Here is a 16,912-nt window from a genome sequence, read left to right as displayed (position 1 = left end):
CAGCGCGGTGCTCGAGTTATGTTCGGCACTGCCAGTACAAACAGATAAGTCCTTCAGAGGTTGGGTAGTCAACGGAGGTAGTTGAAAGTAGACACAGCGCCGGAATGCGAAGATGGTGGCACTGTTTTGTAGGCAATTTGCATAGTTGAACGACGAGTGGAGCAGACGTGAATCTCGACGCAGTGGATCTGGCTCTGTTGGACGCGATGAACAAGCACCCGAGAGCCGGTGCGTTGGAGCTTTCGCGTCAGGTCAAGGTTGCGCGGGCGACAGTGCAGGCGAGATTGAAAAGGATGGAAGATGCGGGCGTCATCGCCGGATACGCGCCGCACATCAATTTGGCTGCAGCGGGTTTCGGAGTACAAGCATTCGTGACTTTGCAGATCGCCCAGGGGGCGCTCGACACCGTCACCGCGGAACTCGAGGCAATCCCCGGTGTGCTCGAAGCCTTTGCCACCACCGGCTCCGGCGACGTGCTGTGCCGGATTGCCGCTGCGTCGCACGAGGATTTGCAAGCGACGCTGCTCGAACTGAATCGGTCGGGGATAGCCACCCGGTCGACCAGCGTCATGGTTCTCTCGGTTGTGGTGCCGCTCCGGTCGATGCCCCTACTGCAGACTCTGCAATCGGAGCAGACGACCAAGGCCCCGGCGTACCGACGAGGCGGTCAGTCTCGCTGACGACCCGGAGCCCAGAATCCCAGAACGATCGCGGATACCCACATGATCGCGGCGAGCGTGAGTGCTCCTTGATCCATGCCTTTGATGAAGGCTTCACGGGCGAATTCGGCCAACTGGGCACCCTGCGGCCCGGCTGCTTCGGCGACATGGAGAGCGGCGGCCAGAGAACCGGATACCGGTTCCTTGGCGGGTTCGGGCAGCAAGTCGACCGCGGGCTGGACGTGATTGCCGTAGCCGGCGGCGAGGATACTTCCCGCCAGTGCAACGCCGATGGCAGAGCCGATCTCACGGGTTGCGTCGTTGACTGCTGAGGCAACACCCTGTTTGGAGTCTGGTGCGTTGGAGACGATCGCAGCAGTGGCGGGGGTTGTCGACAAGCCCAATCCGATAGCGGCTACTACCAAGGGGACACAGACTTCGGCGTAGGTCGAACTGGCGTCCAAGCGCGTCAAGAGTGCAATTCCGGTTCCGAGGAAGGCAACACCGGTGGCGGTGAGAGCGCGAAGGCCGATACGCGGAATCAGTAGGGGAGCAACCACGGACAGCGCCATCACCGGCACAGCGATCGGCATGAGGGCGAGCGCCGATTGCAGGGGGGAGTAGTCGAGCACCAGTTGGAGATACTGCACGATCAGGAAGAACAAGCCGAAAGTCGCCAGGAATTGCAGGGTCAGTGACGCTGCGCCGCTGCCGAATGCGCGATTGGCGAACAGTCTCACGTCCAGAAGTGGATGGCGAGTACGTAATTCGACCCAGCTGAATACCGCGGCCATGGCAATTCCGCCGACCAGCAACGCGAGAACTACCGGATCGAGCCAACCACGGGCCGGCGCCTCGATCATCCCCAGGACGAACAGTCCGATCGAGCCGGCGATCAGCGCTGTACCAGGTAGATCGAGTGGAGTTGCCTCCGTGTCCTTCGACGTCACGATCGTGAACGACACCACGAGGATGAGGACCGAGACGACGGCCAGGCTGACGAAAATCGAATGCCAGGACCATTTTTCGAGGAGTAGCCCGGAGACGACGAGTCCGGCGATTGCACCGGACCCTGCGACGCCGGACCAGACTCCGACGGCACGGGCACGCTGCGCCGGCGGGAAACCTGCAGTGAGTAGAGACAGCGTCGCCGGCATGACAAATGCGGCGCCGACGCCGGAGATCACGCGGGAGACGATGATCCACGACGGTTCGTCCGCGAAGACCGGAATCGACGAGCCGGCAGCAAAAACGAGTAGTCCGAACATGAGCAGTTCTCGTCGACCGTATCGATCGCCGAGTGCGCCCGCCGGCAACAAGAGACAAGCCAGCGTGAGCGTGTACCCGTCCACGATCCACGTGAGCTGGCTCTGTGTTGCACCGGTATCACGGGCCAAGTCGGGAAGGGCCGTGTTGAGAGCGGCCATCGCTGCGACGACCAGCGCGACGGCGCAGCACGCGACCGTCAGCATCCAGATCTGTCGGATGGTCCACGTGGACTGTTCGAGCGTCGTATCGCTACTCACGAAACCTCCCGATAGAAACAAGACCATCAGTATCGTTACAAGAACAGCAGTTCCACAACCCCCAAGTGGGTATAACTGAGGTTGTGACGGCGGGAATCGACAAGCAGGAAATCGACAAGCAGGTCAGCGACGAGGATCCGCGTAAACAGCGTTCCAGGTCCAGGTTGCTCGACGCGGCGACCAAGCTGCTGGCAGAAGGCGGCGTGGACGCGGTGACGATCGATGCCGTCACCAAATTGGCCAACGTCGCACGTGCGACGCTGTATCGGCATTTCGACAGCGGCACGGAGTTACTCGCCGCGGCATTTGCTCGCCTCTTACCGCCGGTGCCCGAGATGTCCGGGGAAGGTGACCTCCGCGCGCAATTGCTCGAGTTGTTGACCAGTCAGGCCAAGGCCATCGAAAGCGCACCGATCCAGGTGACGGCGATGTGCTGGCTCGGCTTGGGGCCGGAGCTGAAGGGCTACTCGAGCGTCGACGCGCTGTCGACGGACAAGCCCGAATTGCGATCGCTGCGCCAGACGGTCTTCGAGCAGTACCGTCACGCGTTCGATCGGATCCTGCGCTCACCGGATGCGATCGAAGCGTTGGGGGAGTACGACTACGACGTCGCACTTGCTCAGTTGGTCGGACCTTTGGTGCTCACCAAGCTGGCCACGCTGACGCCTCTCGGGGAGGCCGCGTGTGAGCAGATCGTGGACGATTTTCTGGCTGCACGCGGAGTGTCGAGCTGACAGCTCACGGCTCCAGATTGCGTCGTAGCACGTACTGCTCGAGGCGGTCGATGCCGCGCACTCGTCGTGGACGAAGGTGTCGCAGTTTGAAATTGGCGTCCGAGCCGAGCTGGGTGGCCAGCTCGGAGTCGATCAGCACGGTGCCGGGGCGAGCAGAGCTGGTCAGGCGCGCGGCCTTGTTGACCACCGAACCGTAGAGATCTCCGAAGCGAACCAACGTCGGACCCATGGCCAGACCTACCCGAAGCTGTGGATCGTCGTGATCGGCGAGGACCGCCTGCTGGATCTGCAAGGCGATCTCGGCGGCGTGGTGGGGGCTCTCGGCGGCAAACATGACCTCGTCACCGACGGTCTTGACCACCCAGCCGTAGTTGCGTCCGATGATTTCGGTGGACGCGGACTCGAACCGCTCGAGCAGATCGTTGAGTTCGGCGGAGTCGAGGCCGCGGGTCAGCGAGGTGTACCCGACGATGTCGGCGAAACCCACGACCAGAACGCGACTCGCGACTTCTTCGCCCGGGTTTCCCACGTTGCGGCCCGTCGACGACGCGACGTGACGCTTCCATACGTACGTCTGCAGAGATTCGACAGCAGGAATGATCTCGGCGCCGAGGCTCAGGACGACATTTCTGATGGCGTCGGGTTCGTGATCCACCGAGTCCGCAAGCTGATCGATGATGTGTGTGCTGATCAGCGATACCTGCCACTCCGCCAACCTCGACATCGACTGTCCGAGAGAACGGGCGGCTGCCACCTCACTGTTCTGCGAGATGACTCCTCGATTGACCATGTCGGTGATGGTCTTGAGGGCGTCGGCGTCTTGCTGCGTGAACATGACCGCGTCGGGATCCTCGTCGACGGCAAAGCCCATCGCCACCCACAGACGATCGGCGCGCTCGCGTGTCACCCCGGCGAAATCCGCGATCTGCGACTGTGTGAAGCAGCGCGGTCCGCCGAGGAGGGACTCCTCGATGTCGGCTTGAATCCGGCTGAGCAGATGAGCATCGACGTCGATCGGCTCAGCAGCGTGAGATTCAGCAGCGTGAGATTCAGCAGGGGCGGGTTCGGTGACCTCGTCGATCCACTCTGACTCCGAACTGCTCACCGTGCTCCTTCTTGCCGCAACGAATTTCTGTCCACCATCTTCCACGCGGTGCCCCGAGAACAGTACTGAATTGGCCGAACCGGCTACGGATCCTCGGGCCCAGGCGGGCGGTGAGAGTCAACACGTCGGTGGCTTGTGCAAGAGTTGCCCCGAGAAAAGCACTGTCGATACTGAAATGCACGAGATACTTCTGAAAGGACCTGCGCATGCCACCCCGTAGACGTTCCGGCGCTGCCGCATCAACGCCGGATCACCTCACTGCGGACAATCTGGCAGCGCTCGCCACGGCTGTCGCCGAAGGCAAGCGCGCCACCGTCTATCTGCGCGAGGCGACTCCCAGCCTGGGGATCGAAGCCGGTACCTCGGCGAAAGTCGTGTCGGTGGACGGCAACACCGTGCTGATTCGTCCCAAGGGCGTCAACGACGAATTGCCTTTCGAGGCAGAGGAATTGCGCATCAACCGCGTCTCCGCGGCACCGGCCAAACCGGCGCCACGGCCCAAACCAGTTGTGGAGTCCGAGCCCCTGATGGAGCCACTCGTAGAGCCTGTTCGACCGAAGCCGCGTGCGCAGCCTGCACCCGCTCCGGTAACGACTACCACTGCTGCCCCTGCCGCGACACCTCGTCCGGCCGTCAAGCGTGCGAAGAAACTGCCGGCCGGCATCAGCGTCACCATCCATGCGGGCGCGGACAACGACTGGAGCGTGACGGTCACACAGGGCGCCAAGCGTCCGGGCAAAGCAGTTCCGGTCGCACCCGATGCGGTCGAGCGAGCTGTCCGCGAGTTGGGTGAGCCCACCGCCATCGAAGCTGTCGAGTCCATCATCGTCGCTGCACGGGACATGGCTGCAGCGCGAGTCGACGAGTTGAGTCGCCAGCTCGAGGAGGCACGCAAGATGCTCGAAGCGCTCGGAGCTACCGACTAGAAACGCTGCGTAGGTCCGCACTTTCCGGGGTATGCGTTTTTTGCAGCGGGGAGATTACCGGCGGAGAGATTGTGATGTTGCAGCGAATTGTTTCGGCTCTGGCAGCGTTGGTCTTGGCACTCGGACTCGGGTTCATCGTCAGCAGCAACGCGGTTGCTGCACCCACGCCCATGGGTGGTGGTTCGGGCATCATCATCGACAATCAGCTGGTCTGCACGTTGACCACTATCGGGCACGACAACGGCGGCAGACTCGTGGGTATCACCGCAGGTCACTGCGGTGGTCCTGGATCGTTCGTGATCCCGGAAAGCAACGAGGACGCAGGCGTGGTCGGCACGTTCGTCGAGTCGAACCCGGACCTGGACTACGGGGTCATCCAGTTCGATCCGGGCAAGGTCACACCAGTTCGAACGGTGGGCGCGGCAACCATCACCTCGATCGGCGCTCCGGCCAGCTTCCCGGCTACAGCCTGCAAGGAAGGCCGTACGACGGGCACCACCTGCGGCGTCGTCTGGGGAGACCTGAGCGCCGACGCATCCACCTGGACTCAGATCTGCGTCGACCACGGTGATTCGGGAGCCCCGGTCACGGTCGGCACGACGCTGGTCGCGATGGTCAACGCCTACCTCTGGGTGCCGTGCCTGGGGCCGGAACTCGGCACCAACATGACCTCCATCGTGGACACGATCAATGCCCACGGAGGCGTCGGCGCCGGGTACCGGCCCATCTAGCTGCGAGCTGGGATCAGCCGCACACTGCTCCACCCGAGGCTGATCCCACGAGCTTGGAGTACTTGGCCAACACACCACGTGTGTAGCGAGGCGGCAACGGCTCCCAGCCCTTCTTGCGGGCTTCCAATTCGGAGTCGTCGACCAACAACTCGAGTTGTCCGGTACCCACGTCGAGCCGGATCTGGTCGCCGTCGCGAACGAACGCGATGGGACCGCCGTCGACGGCCTCGGGCGCAACGTGTCCGACACACAGGCCGGTGGTGCCGCCCGAGAATCGTCCGTCCGTCAGCAGCAGGACGTCCTTGCCGAGACCCGCACCCTTGATCGCGCCCGTGATGGCCAGCATCTCACGCATTCCGGGACCGCCCTTCGGGCCCTCGTAGCGGATGACAACGACGTCGCCACCAGTGATGGTCCCGTCTTCGAGCGCGTCCATTGCGGCACGTTCACGTTCGAAAACCCGTGCAGTGCCGACGAATACATCAGACTCGAATCCTGCCGACTTGACCACCGCGCCGCCGGGCGCAAGTGACCCCTTCAGGATCGTGATGCCTCCGGTCGGGTGAATCGGCTTGTTCATCGCCCGCAGGACCTTGCCGTCCGGATCGGGCGGGGTGATGTGCGCCAGGTTCTCCGCAACAGTCTTGCCGGTGACGGTCAGGCAATCTCCGTGCATGAGTCCCGCGTCGAGCAATGCCTTCATGATGACGGGGACGCCGCCGATACGGTCGACGTCCGTCATGACGTGCTTTCCGAAGGGCTTGACGTCGGCGAGGTGCGGGACCTTCGCGCCGACGCGGGCGAAATCGTCGAGCGTCAGCGGGACGTACGCTTCGTGCGCGATCGCGAGGAGATGGAGCACCGCATTGGTGGATCCGCCGAACGCCATGACCACCGCGATGGCGTTCTCGAACGCTTCCTTGGTGAGGATGTCCCTGGCGGTGATGCCCCGACGAAGGAGTTCGACAACGGCTTTGCCGCTCTCGCGGGCGAATCCGTCGCGGCGACGGTCCGGCGCGGGCGGTGAAGCGCTGCCGGGCAGCGACATTCCCATGGCCTCGGCGGCGCTGGCCATCGTGTTTGCGGTGTACATGCCGCCGCACGCGCCTTCGCCCGGGCAGATCGCCCGTTCGATGGTGTCGACGTCGGCGCGGCTCATCAGTCCGCGCGAGCAGGCGCCCACAGCCTCGAACGCGTCGATGACGGTGACTTCCCGCTCGCTGCCGTCGGAAAGTTTGGCGACGCCGGGGAGGGTGGAACCGGCGTAGAGGAACACGCTGGCGAGGTCGAGGCGGGCCGCCGCCATCATCATGCCGGGCAACGACTTGTCGCAGCCGGCGAGAAGAACCGATCCGTCGAGGCGCTCGGCCTGCATGACGGTCTCGACGCTGTCCGCGATCACTTCACGGGAGACGAGGGAGAAGTGCATGCCCTCGTGACCCATCGAAATGCCGTCGGAAACGGAGATGGTGCCGAATTCGAGGGGGAATCCACCGGCCTCCCGGACACCTTCCTTGACGGCCTTGGCCAGGCGATCGAGGGACAGGTTGCACGGTGTGATCTCGTTCCAGGACGAGGCGACGCCGATCTGCGACTTGACCCAGTCGTCGTCACCCATTCCTACTGCACGCAACATGCCGCGCGCTGCGGTCTTTTCGAGTCCGTCGGTGACGTCACGACTTCTGGGCTTGATGTCGGGTTCGGTCATTTTCCAAGCATAGGCGTCAGCAGGATGTCTTTCCGGCAGACGAGCGACTCGAGTTGCCAACAGACGTCGCCCGTCGTGAATAGACTCGCCGCATCACAGTTGGGGCTGGGTGCGCTGGGCGATTCAAATACAGGGGGATTCAGGTGGAGTCGGAACTGATTTCAGCTTTCGGGTTTGCAGTTCTGGCGGCCGTCTTGACCGGTAGTGGTGTCTTCCTGGTTGTTCTGACGGTTCTGCACGAGATTGCCCGGTGGAAGGGCCGCTTCGTATCGGTGTGGGTGACTTTCTTTGCCGCACTGCTGATACTGCCTGTGCTGTTCGGTGCGTTGATCGCCGGCTATTCCGCGTTCTCCGAGATCGACGGGTCCGAGGCACTGATTCCGCCGGCGTTCTGGATCCTGATCGCGGCCGGGGGTGCACTCGGCGGTTACATCGGAGTCAAGGTCGGTGTGGTTCGAGGCTCGGCCCTCGACTACCGGTTGTGATCGGGATCGACTCGGTCAAACTTTCAGAGAATCGCAGGCGAAGCCTGGGTGAACATCCCGAAGCTCTCTTGAACGGCCGTTCAGGTGCGGGTTCACTCCTAGCGTGCACACGAATGCCTTCGATCGAATATCCAGACGTGGCCTACTGCAGGGATCGGCGGCTCTCGCCGGCGCAGTAGGTCTCGGTGTCGCTTCGGCGAGCCACGCCGGTGCCGAGGTTCCGGGTGGCAGCCCGGGATTCGCGCACGGCGTGGCATCCGGTGACCCGTTGCCGGATGCCGTGATCATCTGGACCCGCATCACCCCAACGGCAGACGCAACGCCAGGTTCGGGCGTCGGGGCGGCGGTGACGCTCAACTGGCAGGTCGCGACCGATGAGGGGTTCGCGAGCGTTGTGGCGTCGGGAAGTGTTGCTGCTTCGGCAGAATCCGATCACACCGCGAAGGTCGACGTCACCGGACTCGATTCGTCGACGACGTACTGGTACCGATTCACTGCGGGTTCGGCTGTTTCTCCGGTGGGACGCACCCGCACGGCTCCGTCGAACTCGGCAGATCTCGATCGTCTCCGCTTCGGCGTCGTGTCCTGCTCCAACTGGGAAGCAGGATATTTCGGTGCTTATCGCCACCTCGCATTCCGCGAAGACCTCGACGCGATCATTCATCTCGGTGACTACATCTACGAGTACGGGCAGGGGGAGTACGGCGCGCGGAACGGATCCGTTCGCCTTCACGAGCCGGCCCACGAGATCATTTCGCTGGCCGACTACCGAATTCGGCACGCGCAGTACAAGACCGACCCGGATCTGGCTGCTCTTCACCTGAAACTCCCGTTCATCACTACGTGGGACGATCACGAATCGGCCGACAACGCGTACCGGGACGGCGCCGAAAATCACACTCCCGGTATCGAAGGCGATTGGGCAGATCGAAAGGCGAACTCGGCCAAGGCATATTTCGAGTGGATGCCTGTCCGCCCGTCGGGTAGTGGTTCGAGCGTTCAGCTGTATCGACGGTTCCGCTTCGGGAATCTGGCCGAGATCTCGATGCTCGACCTGCGTACCTACCGCGACGAGCAGCCGACGATGAAGCAGGTCGACGATCCGTCACGCACCATTACCGGACGCGCACAGATGGATTGGTTGACCAGCGGAATCGTCACCTCCCCGACGCAGTGGAAGATCGTCGGCAATCCGGTCATGATCACGCCCTGCGTGTTCCCGCCGCTGGAACCGGCGACCACCGCGGCGTTGACCGAACTGGTGGGAGTGCCGCAGGCCGGTGTCCCGTACAACACGGATCAGTGGGACGGGTACACCGCCGACCGCACCAGGCTTTTCGATGCGATCACCTCGAACGGTGTGGACAACACCGTCTTCATCACCGGTGACATCCACACGTCGTGGGCTTGCGACCTACCGACCAATGCCGCGAATTACCCAGGCGGGCCGACTGTCGGCGCTGAGTTCGTCGTCCCGTCGGTGACGTCGCCCAACATCGACGACATGCTGAAAGTGCCGCCGCGAACGGTAACCGTTGCGGCAGAAGAAGCATTCAAGGCAGTGAACCGACACGTGCGGTACGTCGAACTGGACTCGCACGGCTTCGGCGTATTCGAAATCGCCCGCGAAGGTACTCAGATGGATTGGTACTACGTCGACGATCTCACCAATCCACAGAGCAATGCGCACTATGCCGTGAGCTACCGTCTTCCGGCAGGCGCGGGCAGTAGAGTCTCACCCACCTCGGCCGCCCTCGATCAGGCCTCGTACCGACCAGGAGTCGACCAGTGAGTATCGAAGTTTCGCGTCGTAGCGTTCTGATCGGTGGAAGTGTTGTCGCCGGAACGGCATTGCTCGGAACGCCCGCTCGCGCGAGCGTTCCCACCAGCGCAGGCATCCCAGACCTGGACGTGCATGTCATCGTCGTCGACGGCATGCGTCCGGACGAGTTGCGATCGGAGCTCACCCCGACGCTGACCGGGCTTGCGGCCGGCGGTATTCACTACCCGGACGCCAGTGCCATCACGATCGCGGAGACGCTGCCGAATCACACGGCGATGATGACGGGAGTGCTGCCGGCGCGTTCGGGAGTGCCTGCAAACTCCGTCTACGATCCGTCCATCGACAAGAAGCGTGACCTCGATCGGCCTTCCGACCTGCAGGCATCGACGGTTCTGGATCGGGTGCGCGCCGAACTCGGATTGACCACTGCGAGTGTGCTGTCGAAGCGCTACCTTCACGGGTTGTTCGGTGACCGCGCCTCAATGGTGTGGGATCCCCAGCCGCTCGTTCCCGGCACGGAGCACGCGCCGGACAACTTCACGATCGACGCCTTGATCCGTATCGTCGGCGGGAACTCGCCGCGGCTCTCGTTCACCAACCTCGGTGACGTCGATCGGGTTGGGCACCTGGATCTGTCCGGTCCGTCCATCCGGATCGCTCGCACGGCCGCACTTCAGAACACCGACAACCAGGTTCGCCGCTTCGTCGACTTCCTTCATGACACGGGTCGCTGGAATCGGAGCATTCTGATCGTGTTGGCCGACCACTCCATGGACTGGTCGGAGCCCGCGCGGCTCATCGGACTCGATCGACCGCTGAACGCGGACCCGTTGCTGGCAGGCAAGATTCGAATCGCCCAGAACGGTGGCGCAGACCTGATCTACTTCGTCGGACCCGATGGCGAACGGGCGGAAGCCGTCAGCCGGATTCAGCAGATCGTGGATGGTGTGGACGGCGTCGAATCCAGCCACCTCCCCGCCGAATTCGATCTCGGCACCAATGCCGGTGACGTCGTTGCGTTTTGCGCTCAGGGCTGGCGGTTCAGTGATCCGACTCCACTGTCCAACCCGATTCCCGGCAACCACGGCCATTTCGTGACACTGCCCATCCCGTTCTTCCTCAGCGGCGGGCATCCCGCTCTCGACGGTGGACGGAAGATCGACACGCAGGCTCGCACGATCGACGTCGCGCCGACGGTTGCGGCTCTGCTCGGCCTCGGTGCACCTGCCGGCGGCTGGGACGGCGTCGCCCGCACGACGGGCGTGACGCTGAACGTCTAACGAGGATCGCGGCCGGTCAGGGCAATCAGCTTGTCCTGCAACGACGCATCGTCAGGAAGATCGACGGGAGCGGAGAACAGGCCGCTCTCGGCGAGCATGTCGCGCTGCCCGTCGAGGTCGGACCAGACGGCCTCGACGAGGTCTGGATCGAGTCGCTCGTCTGCTCCGACCGCTCGCGCGAGATCCCAGGTGTGGATCGTGACGTCCGAGGTCTGCTGGCGCAGATAGGGTTCCACCTTCACTGTGCCGTACGAGAGGTGAACGTGGGCACTGAGGTCCGTCGATTTCCACGCTTTGATGGCGGCATCGGAGTACTTCTGCCATTCGGTCCACAGGTCGTCCCCGACGGGAACGATGTCCGGTGTCGCCTCGCCGACCGTCAGTCCGGCCAGGAGCGGCGGTACCCACTGCTGCTCCTCGATGACGTGGCGGACGAGGTGTTCGACGTGCCAGTCGGAGTCGGGCGTGGGTGCGTTCCAGTCCTCGACTGCGGCGAGTCGTGAACCGAATTCGCGGTGGGCGGTGAGCACGAGTTCGAGCCAATCGAATGCCATCACTCGAGGGTAACCCGATCAGCGTGACGTTAATCGGTGCGTGAGGCTTCGATTCGGTGAAGACTGTCGAGGTTGTCGCTTAGTCGAATCGAGGAGTTTTCATGACCGTCCCCACCGTCACTCTGGCCGAAGGTCTCACTGTCAGCGCCCAGGGATACGGCGCGATGTCCGTCGCCCCTGTCTACGGCCCGGTGGATCCGGCCGAGGCGCTTGCCACATTGCACCATGCGGTGGACATCGGGATCACGTTCATCGACACCGCCAACGTGTACGGCGAGGGCTCGAGCGAGCGTGCGGTGGGAGAGCTTCTCAAAGACCGCCGGGACGAAGTGCAGTTGGCGACGAAGTTCGGTCTGGTCGGCAACATCGCCAACGGTCAGCGCGGGATCAACGGAGACCCGGCCTACGTACCGCAGGCACTCGACGAGTCTCTGGGACGACTCGGCGTCGATCATGTCGACCTCTACTACTTGCACCGGGTCGACCCGAACGTTCCGATCGAAGACACCGTCGGCGCGATCGCAGAGCAGGTGAAGGCGGGCAAGGTCCGCAACATCGGCCTGTCCGAGGCGACCGGCGATGAACTGCGTCGTGCGTACGGGGTGCATCCGATCGCGGCGATCCAGTCCGAATGGAGCATCTGGAGTCGGGACGTCGAGAACAAGGTAGTACCCACCGCCGCGGAACTCGGAGTCGGATTCGTGCCCTTCTCACCTGTGGGCCGAGGCTTCCTGGCGGGATCGTTCGATGCGGAGACGCTCGGTGACAACGACCTACGCCGACGCTTCCCACGCTTCTCGGACTCCGCGCTCCCTGCTAATCAGAAGGTTCTCGACGTGGTCCGCGCCGTCGGTGAGGAGCTCGGCGCGACGCCTGCACAGGTTTCCCTGGCATGGCTCGATGCCAAGGGCCGTCAGTACGGGTTGCCTTCCGTTTCGATTCCCGGCACGCGGTTCGCTGCACGAGTCACGGAAAACGCCGGAGCGTTGGACATCGTTCTGAGCGAAGACCAGATCGCTCGCCTCGACTCCCTCGCCGCGATTACCGAAGGCTTCCGTTCGGCTGATTTGAATTGGGTCTCTCAGGGCCGCGAATAATCATGTCCTGAGCCTTGCGAAAGACAGGAGTAACATACAGACCCGATGAAAAAAGTGTGGTTGGTCTGGGGTGTCGGTGTTTTTGCCTACGTGATCGCCGTGCTTCACCGCACTTCGTTCGGTGTCTCGGGTCTGTCTGCTGCTGATCGGTTCTCGATCTCGCCCAGCGTTCTGTCGAGCTTCGTCGTGCTGCAGATCGTTGTGTACGCCGGTATGCAGATTCCGGCGGGAGTTCTCCTCGACCGCTACGGTTCGCGGATCATGATCGCAGTCGGTGCGTTCATCATGATGTCCGCGCAGTTGGCTCTCGCCTTCACCGAATCGCTGCCCGTCGCGATCGGTGCACGTATTGCCGTCGGTGCCGGGGATGCACTCACCTTCATCTCGGTGTTGCGGTTGATACCGCAGTGGTTCCCGCCCCGGCAGGTGCCGTTGGTCTCGCAGTTCACGGGCATCCTCGGTCAGCTGGGCCAGGTGATGTCTGCGCTTCCGTTCATGTTGCTGTTGTCCGGACCGGGCTGGACTTTTGCCTACGGCAGCGCTGCCGCTGTCGGACTGTTGGCGTTTGCACTGGCGTTGAGTGTCATCCGCGACGCGCCTCCCGGTGCCGACGTGGTCGCCGTGCCGGCCGGCGCCAAGGAGATCGGGCGACAGATCAAGACGGTGTGGATGCGGCCCGGCACCCGCCTCGGGTTTTTCAGCCACATGGGGACTCAGTTCTCGATCACGACGTTCGCGCTGCTGTGGGGTGTGCCGTACCTGAAATCGGCTCAAGGCCTCGACTCCACGACGGTCGGCTCGCTGCTGACGCTGTCGGTCATCTCGGCAATCGTGGCGGGCCCGATCCTCGGCATTCTCACCGGTCGCTATCCCATGCGTCGATCGTGGTTGGTTCTCACCATCATGGTCGCCAGCGCGCTCATGTGGACGATCGTGCTTTCACGAAGCGAGCCGTCTCCGCTCTGGTTGTTGACGATCCTGGTGGTCGTCATCTCGGTGGGTGGACCGGGTTCGGTGATCGGCTTCGACTACGCGCGCACATCCAATCCGAGTTCGGCGATGGGCACCGCACAGGGCATGGTCAACATCGGTGGATTCCTCGCTTCCCTCATCGTGATTCAAGTGATGGGCGTAATCCTCGGACACATGGGCGGGTACACGTTCGACGGATTCCGCGTCGCCTGGATGGTGCAATATCCGGTCTGGATTCTCGGCATCGTCGGTGTGCTCGTCACCCGAGGCAAAGCCCGGCGAGCCCTCGCGGCAGAAGGCGTACACGTACGGCCGATTCGCGAAGTCATTCGTCGCAACAAATAACTCGATCGCATCGGGTAATTCATCCCCTGCGGGTGAGGTTCCCAAGCGTCCGAGCCACCAGGCTTGATGGATGAACGACGCAATGAACATCGGACCGGTCGAGCTCGTGGTGCTGGCATTCCCAGGTTCCACTGTGGATCCTGAAGCCGTCGCCGCGCTGCAAAACGTGGTGGAACGAGGTTTTGTCACCCTGCTCGACCTCGTGTACATCGCCAAGGACGCCGACGGACAGGTGTCACAGATCGACGTCGACGAAGATCTCACAGAGATCGGACTGGCGATTCTGTCCATCGAAGCCAAGGCATTGATCAGTGACGAGGATCTGGACGTGGTCCGTGAGTCACTCGAACCAGGAACGTCCGCCGCAGTCATCGTCTACGAGCAGACGTGGGCGCGTGAGCTCGCGTCGACGGTTCGCGGCGGCGGCGGCGATGTAGTCCTTCACGTTCAGGTACCGCGCGAGGTAGTCGTCGCAGCGGTCGAAGCAGCATTTCAGTAGCGACAATTACCCAAGGAGTTCGGCATGGTTTTTCGAGGTGGACGCAGAGGGCGGCCGGGGTTGCTCGGCACGGTGGCGCGCACTGCGGTAGTGGCTGGAACCGCAAAAGCGACGTCCAACGCCATGGATCGACGGAGTCAACGGAAGGCCAGCGAGCAGCAGCAGGAATACCAGCAGGAGTACCAGCAGCAACAGCCGCCGCCGCAGGTCGCACCCGTGCAGTCCGTTCCCCCTTCTGGCGCGGACGATCTGGTCTCCAAGCTGCAGGAGCTGGGTCAGCTTCATCAGTCCGGCGTGTTGACCGACGCGGAGTTCGCCGCGGCAAAGTCGCAGTTGCTGAGCTAGTGCCTGCTGGTTCTTGAAGCCTTGAACGGGTTTACCACACTGGACAATTGAGCATGAAAGGCTGATCTATGATCGACCCACGCGCAGCATCGGCCGCAATCGAAGCGGCGAACTCCCGAGTCACCGAGACCCTGCCGTTCTCCGACAAGACCGATTTCACCGATGCCGAGCGCGGGTTCATCGGCGCGCTCGATCCCGGCGTGGTAACCGGACCCGACGGAAAAGTGCTGTGGGACAACGACTCGTACTCATTCCTGGATGAAGAGTGCCCGCCGACCGTCAATCCGAGCTTGTGGCGTCAATCGAGGTTGGTGGCCAAGCAAGGACTATTTGCGGTGACGGATTCGATCTATCAGATACGCGGACTCGATCTGTCGAATATGACCCTGATCGAGGGGGAGAGCGGGATCATCGTCATCGATCCACTGATTTCTCGGGAAACCGCGGCCGCTGGTCTCGCGTTGTATCGGGCGCATCGTGGTGATCGACCGGTTGTCGCGGTGATCTACACGCATTCGCATATCGACCATTTCGGTGGGGTCAAAGGGGTGACCACCGACGACGACGTCGCTGCCGGGCGATGCGTGATCTTTGCGCCAACGGGGTTCGTGGAGCATGCCGTCGAGGAAAACGTCTATGCGGGAACGGCAATGGCTCGACGCGCGGCATACATGTACGGGGCGGCATTGCCTCGAGGTCCTCGAGGTGGCGTCGGTGCAGGATTGGGCCAGACCACCTCCACCGGTACACCGACGCTGATTTCACCGACGGTGTCGATCTCGAAGACTGGTCATACAGAGACAATCGACGGCGTTCGGATCGAGTTCCAGATGACCCCAGGCACCGAGGCGCCGTCCGAGATGAACTTCTACTTCCCGGACTTTCGCGCACTGTGCATGGCGGAGAACGCAACTCATAATCTGCACAACCTGCTCACACTTCGTGGAGCGTTGGTGCGAGATCCGCATGTGTGGTCGGCGTACCTGACCGAATCGATCAATCGCTACGCCTCACGATCCGATGTCGTGTTTGCATCCCACCATTGGCCGACGTGGGGGACCGAACGGCTCACCGAGTTCATGTCATTGCAGCGCGATCTCTACGGGTACCTTCACGATCAGACACTTCGTCGAATCAATCAGGGGTGGACCGGTCTAGAGATCGCCGAATCCATCGAACTGCCAGCCGCCTTGGCACAGGCGTGGCACACACACGGGTACTACGGTTCCGTCAGTCACAACGTCAAAGCCATCTACCAGCGCTACATGGGATGGTTCGACGGCAACCCAGCGCACCTGTGGGAGCATCCACCCGTCGAATCGGCCAAGCGTCACGTGGAGTTCATGGACGGATCGGCAGAGGTGCTCCGAAAAGCTCGGGAATCGTACGAGAGCGGAGACTTTCGGTGGGTCGCGCATGTGGTGAACTACGTCATCTTTGCTGAACCGGACAACGCGGAGGCCAAGACCCTGCAGGCCGATACCTTCGAGCAACTCGGGTACGGCGCAGAGAACGGCACCTGGCGAAACTTCTACCTCACGGGTGCATACGAACTGCGCAACGGTTCGGTGGGTACGCCCACAGTTGCTGCAGCTCCTGATATCACCGCAGCGTTGTCGGTGAAGCAGGTGTTCGACGCTGTGTCGCTCCGCGTGGACGGAGTGAGTGCAGCGAATTCCCACATCGTCATCGATTGGAACATCACCGACGAAAACATCGTGCACCGAACGGAACTGAGCAACGGAGTGCTGATCCATTTCGACGTGGAAGGTGGGTCTGCAGATGCTGGGTCTGTGGATGCGACGTTCAGTTTGAGTCGTCTCGGCTTACTCGGTGTGCTGCTCGGTGGTGCGGACCTGGGCGCCGAGATTGCGAATGGCAGTATCACGGTGGCCGGCGACCCGGCGAAGCTCGCAGAACTTGCGGGGCACCTCGACGAGCCTGATCCGAACTTTGCGATAGTCACGCCGACGTAGCAGCGTGTGGCAGTTGAATGAGGCTGTATTTCAACGAGTCTCGAGTTCTGGGCGCTCGTGAAGTTGTCCGTTTTGTCTCTGGTTATCGAAAGTGTGTTCGATTAGACTTTCGGTATGAACAGTCGGGATGCGTGGCAGCTGGATGGTGAGGACCTCAAGAGTGAGGTTCTCGATCTGGTGCGCGCCC

The 16,912-nt window shown here is 62.4% G+C and carries 16 protein-coding genes; 12 read left to right on the top strand and 4 right to left on the bottom strand.

Annotated features, from left to right (window positions below):
• The first annotated feature begins 167 nt into the window (after positions 1–167).
• Positions 168–680, top strand: coding sequence for an Lrp/AsnC family transcriptional regulator (locus QMA15_RS06765; RefSeq protein WP_003939810.1), 513 nt, complete (start codon positions 168–170; stop codon positions 678–680).
• On the opposite strand, the gene QMA15_RS06760 is transcribed toward QMA15_RS06765, so the two are convergent.
• On the bottom strand, positions 668–2,212 hold the full coding sequence (locus QMA15_RS06760) for an MFS transporter (RefSeq protein WP_019745285.1): 1,545 nt from the start codon (positions 2,210–2,212) through the stop codon (positions 668–670). The genes QMA15_RS06765 and QMA15_RS06760 overlap by 13 nt on opposite strands.
• A gap of 56 nt (positions 2,213–2,268) precedes the next feature.
• On the opposite strand from QMA15_RS06760, the gene QMA15_RS06755 reads away from it, so the two are divergent.
• Entirely contained in the window at positions 2,269–2,919 is a 651-nt protein-coding gene (locus QMA15_RS06755; RefSeq protein ID WP_019745284.1) for a TetR/AcrR family transcriptional regulator, read from the top strand.
• 4 nt (positions 2,920–2,923) lie between these two features.
• On the opposite strand, the gene QMA15_RS06750 is transcribed toward QMA15_RS06755, so the two are convergent.
• Positions 2,924–4,069: an adenylate/guanylate cyclase domain-containing protein gene (locus QMA15_RS06750; RefSeq protein ID WP_020909122.1), complete on the bottom strand. Its 1,146-nt coding sequence runs from the start codon at positions 4,067–4,069 to the stop codon at positions 2,924–2,926.
• 161 nt (positions 4,070–4,230) lie between these two features.
• On the opposite strand from QMA15_RS06750, the gene QMA15_RS06745 reads away from it, so the two are divergent.
• On the top strand, positions 4,231–4,950 hold the full coding sequence (locus tag QMA15_RS06745; RefSeq protein WP_021332001.1) for a DUF6319 family protein: 720 nt from the start codon (positions 4,231–4,233) through the stop codon (positions 4,948–4,950).
• 74 nt (positions 4,951–5,024) lie between these two features.
• Positions 5,025–5,681 carry a S1 family peptidase gene (locus QMA15_RS06740; protein WP_007732621.1) on the top strand — a complete coding sequence of 219 codons (657 nt, stop codon included), beginning with the start codon at positions 5,025–5,027 and terminating at the stop codon, positions 5,679–5,681.
• A 13-nt stretch (positions 5,682–5,694) separates the two neighbouring features.
• Here QMA15_RS06740 and ilvD read toward each other — a convergent pair whose 3' ends face one another.
• Entirely contained in the window at positions 5,695–7,389 is a 1,695-nt protein-coding gene (gene ilvD / locus QMA15_RS06735; RefSeq protein WP_003940201.1) for a dihydroxy-acid dehydratase, read from the bottom strand.
• 143 nt (positions 7,390–7,532) lie between these two features.
• Between ilvD and QMA15_RS06730 the strand changes: the two genes are divergently transcribed.
• The 3 genes from QMA15_RS06730 (at position 7,533) to QMA15_RS06720 (ending at position 10,937) form a co-directional block, all read left to right on the top strand.
• Positions 7,533–7,874: a hypothetical protein gene (locus QMA15_RS06730; protein WP_019745280.1), complete on the top strand. Its 342-nt coding sequence runs from the start codon at positions 7,533–7,535 to the stop codon at positions 7,872–7,874.
• Positions 7,875–7,977: 103 nt separating this feature from the next.
• Complete coding sequence (locus QMA15_RS06725; protein WP_020970775.1) at positions 7,978–9,666, top strand: alkaline phosphatase D family protein; 1,689 nt, start codon at positions 7,978–7,980, stop codon at positions 9,664–9,666.
• On the top strand, positions 9,663–10,937 hold the full coding sequence (locus QMA15_RS06720; RefSeq protein ID WP_290283796.1) for an alkaline phosphatase family protein: 1,275 nt from the start codon (positions 9,663–9,665) through the stop codon (positions 10,935–10,937). The genes QMA15_RS06725 and QMA15_RS06720 overlap by 4 nt, the downstream gene beginning before the upstream one ends.
• On the opposite strand, the gene QMA15_RS06715 is transcribed toward QMA15_RS06720, so the two are convergent.
• Positions 10,934–11,491 (bottom strand): TIGR03086 family metal-binding protein, encoded by a 558-nt coding sequence (locus tag QMA15_RS06715; RefSeq protein ID WP_020970773.1) that lies wholly within the window; start codon positions 11,489–11,491, stop codon positions 10,934–10,936. The genes QMA15_RS06720 and QMA15_RS06715 overlap by 4 nt on opposite strands.
• A 101-nt stretch (positions 11,492–11,592) precedes the next feature.
• On the opposite strand from QMA15_RS06715, the gene QMA15_RS06710 reads away from it, so the two are divergent.
• The 5 genes from QMA15_RS06710 to QMA15_RS06690 all read left to right on the top strand — a co-directional run bounded on the left by QMA15_RS06710 (position 11,593) and on the right by QMA15_RS06690 (position 16,725).
• Positions 11,593–12,588 carry an aldo/keto reductase gene (locus QMA15_RS06710; protein ID WP_019745276.1) on the top strand — a complete coding sequence of 332 codons (996 nt, stop codon included), beginning with the start codon at positions 11,593–11,595 and terminating at the stop codon, positions 12,586–12,588.
• Between the two features lie 45 nt (positions 12,589–12,633).
• On the top strand, positions 12,634–13,905 hold the full coding sequence (locus QMA15_RS06705; protein WP_290283795.1) for an MFS transporter: 1,272 nt from the start codon (positions 12,634–12,636) through the stop codon (positions 13,903–13,905).
• A 70-nt stretch (positions 13,906–13,975) separates the two neighbouring features.
• Complete coding sequence (locus tag QMA15_RS06700; RefSeq protein ID WP_019745274.1) at positions 13,976–14,404, top strand: DUF6325 family protein; 429 nt, start codon at positions 13,976–13,978, stop codon at positions 14,402–14,404.
• Between the two features lie 24 nt (positions 14,405–14,428).
• Complete coding sequence (locus tag QMA15_RS06695) at positions 14,429–14,749, top strand: SHOCT domain-containing protein (RefSeq protein WP_019745273.1); 321 nt, start codon at positions 14,429–14,431, stop codon at positions 14,747–14,749.
• 68 nt (positions 14,750–14,817) lie between these two features.
• Positions 14,818–16,725: an alkyl sulfatase dimerization domain-containing protein gene (locus QMA15_RS06690; protein ID WP_290283794.1), complete on the top strand. Its 1,908-nt coding sequence runs from the start codon at positions 14,818–14,820 to the stop codon at positions 16,723–16,725.
• The last annotated feature ends 187 nt before the right edge of the window (positions 16,726–16,912 follow it).

The sequence above is a fragment of the Rhodococcus sp. APC 3903 genome, from assembly GCF_030407755.1.
Classification (GTDB): Bacteria; Actinomycetota; Actinomycetes; order Mycobacteriales; family Mycobacteriaceae; genus Rhodococcus_F; species Rhodococcus_F erythropolis.
The sequence above is the reverse complement of the archived record's forward strand: the minus strand, read 5'-3'. Positions and strand labels throughout refer to the sequence as shown.

Excerpts from the sequence above, each read along its gene's own strand:
- QMA15_RS06710 (WP_019745276.1), top strand. The coding sequence starts at position 11,593 with ATGACCGTCCCCACCGTCACTCTGGCCGAAGGTCTCACTGTCAGCGCC.
- QMA15_RS06700 (WP_019745274.1), top strand. The coding sequence starts at position 13,976 with ATGAACGACGCAATGAACATCGGACCGGTCGAGCTCGTGGTGCTGGCA.
- QMA15_RS06705 (WP_290283795.1), top strand. The coding sequence starts at position 12,634 with ATGAAAAAAGTGTGGTTGGTCTGGGGTGTCGGTGTTTTTGCCTACGTG.
- QMA15_RS06760 (WP_019745285.1), bottom strand. The coding sequence starts at position 2,212 with ATGGTCTTGTTTCTATCGGGAGGTTTCGTGAGTAGCGATACGACGCTC.
- QMA15_RS06740 (WP_007732621.1), top strand. The coding sequence starts at position 5,025 with ATGTTGCAGCGAATTGTTTCGGCTCTGGCAGCGTTGGTCTTGGCACTC.
- QMA15_RS06745 (WP_021332001.1), top strand. The coding sequence starts at position 4,231 with ATGCCACCCCGTAGACGTTCCGGCGCTGCCGCATCAACGCCGGATCAC.
- ilvD (WP_003940201.1), bottom strand. The coding sequence starts at position 7,389 with ATGACCGAACCCGACATCAAGCCCAGAAGTCGTGACGTCACCGACGGA.
- QMA15_RS06695 (WP_019745273.1), top strand. The coding sequence starts at position 14,429 with ATGGTTTTTCGAGGTGGACGCAGAGGGCGGCCGGGGTTGCTCGGCACG.
- QMA15_RS06715 (WP_020970773.1), bottom strand. The coding sequence starts at position 11,491 with ATGGCATTCGATTGGCTCGAACTCGTGCTCACCGCCCACCGCGAATTC.
- QMA15_RS06690 (WP_290283794.1), top strand. The coding sequence starts at position 14,818 with ATGATCGACCCACGCGCAGCATCGGCCGCAATCGAAGCGGCGAACTCC.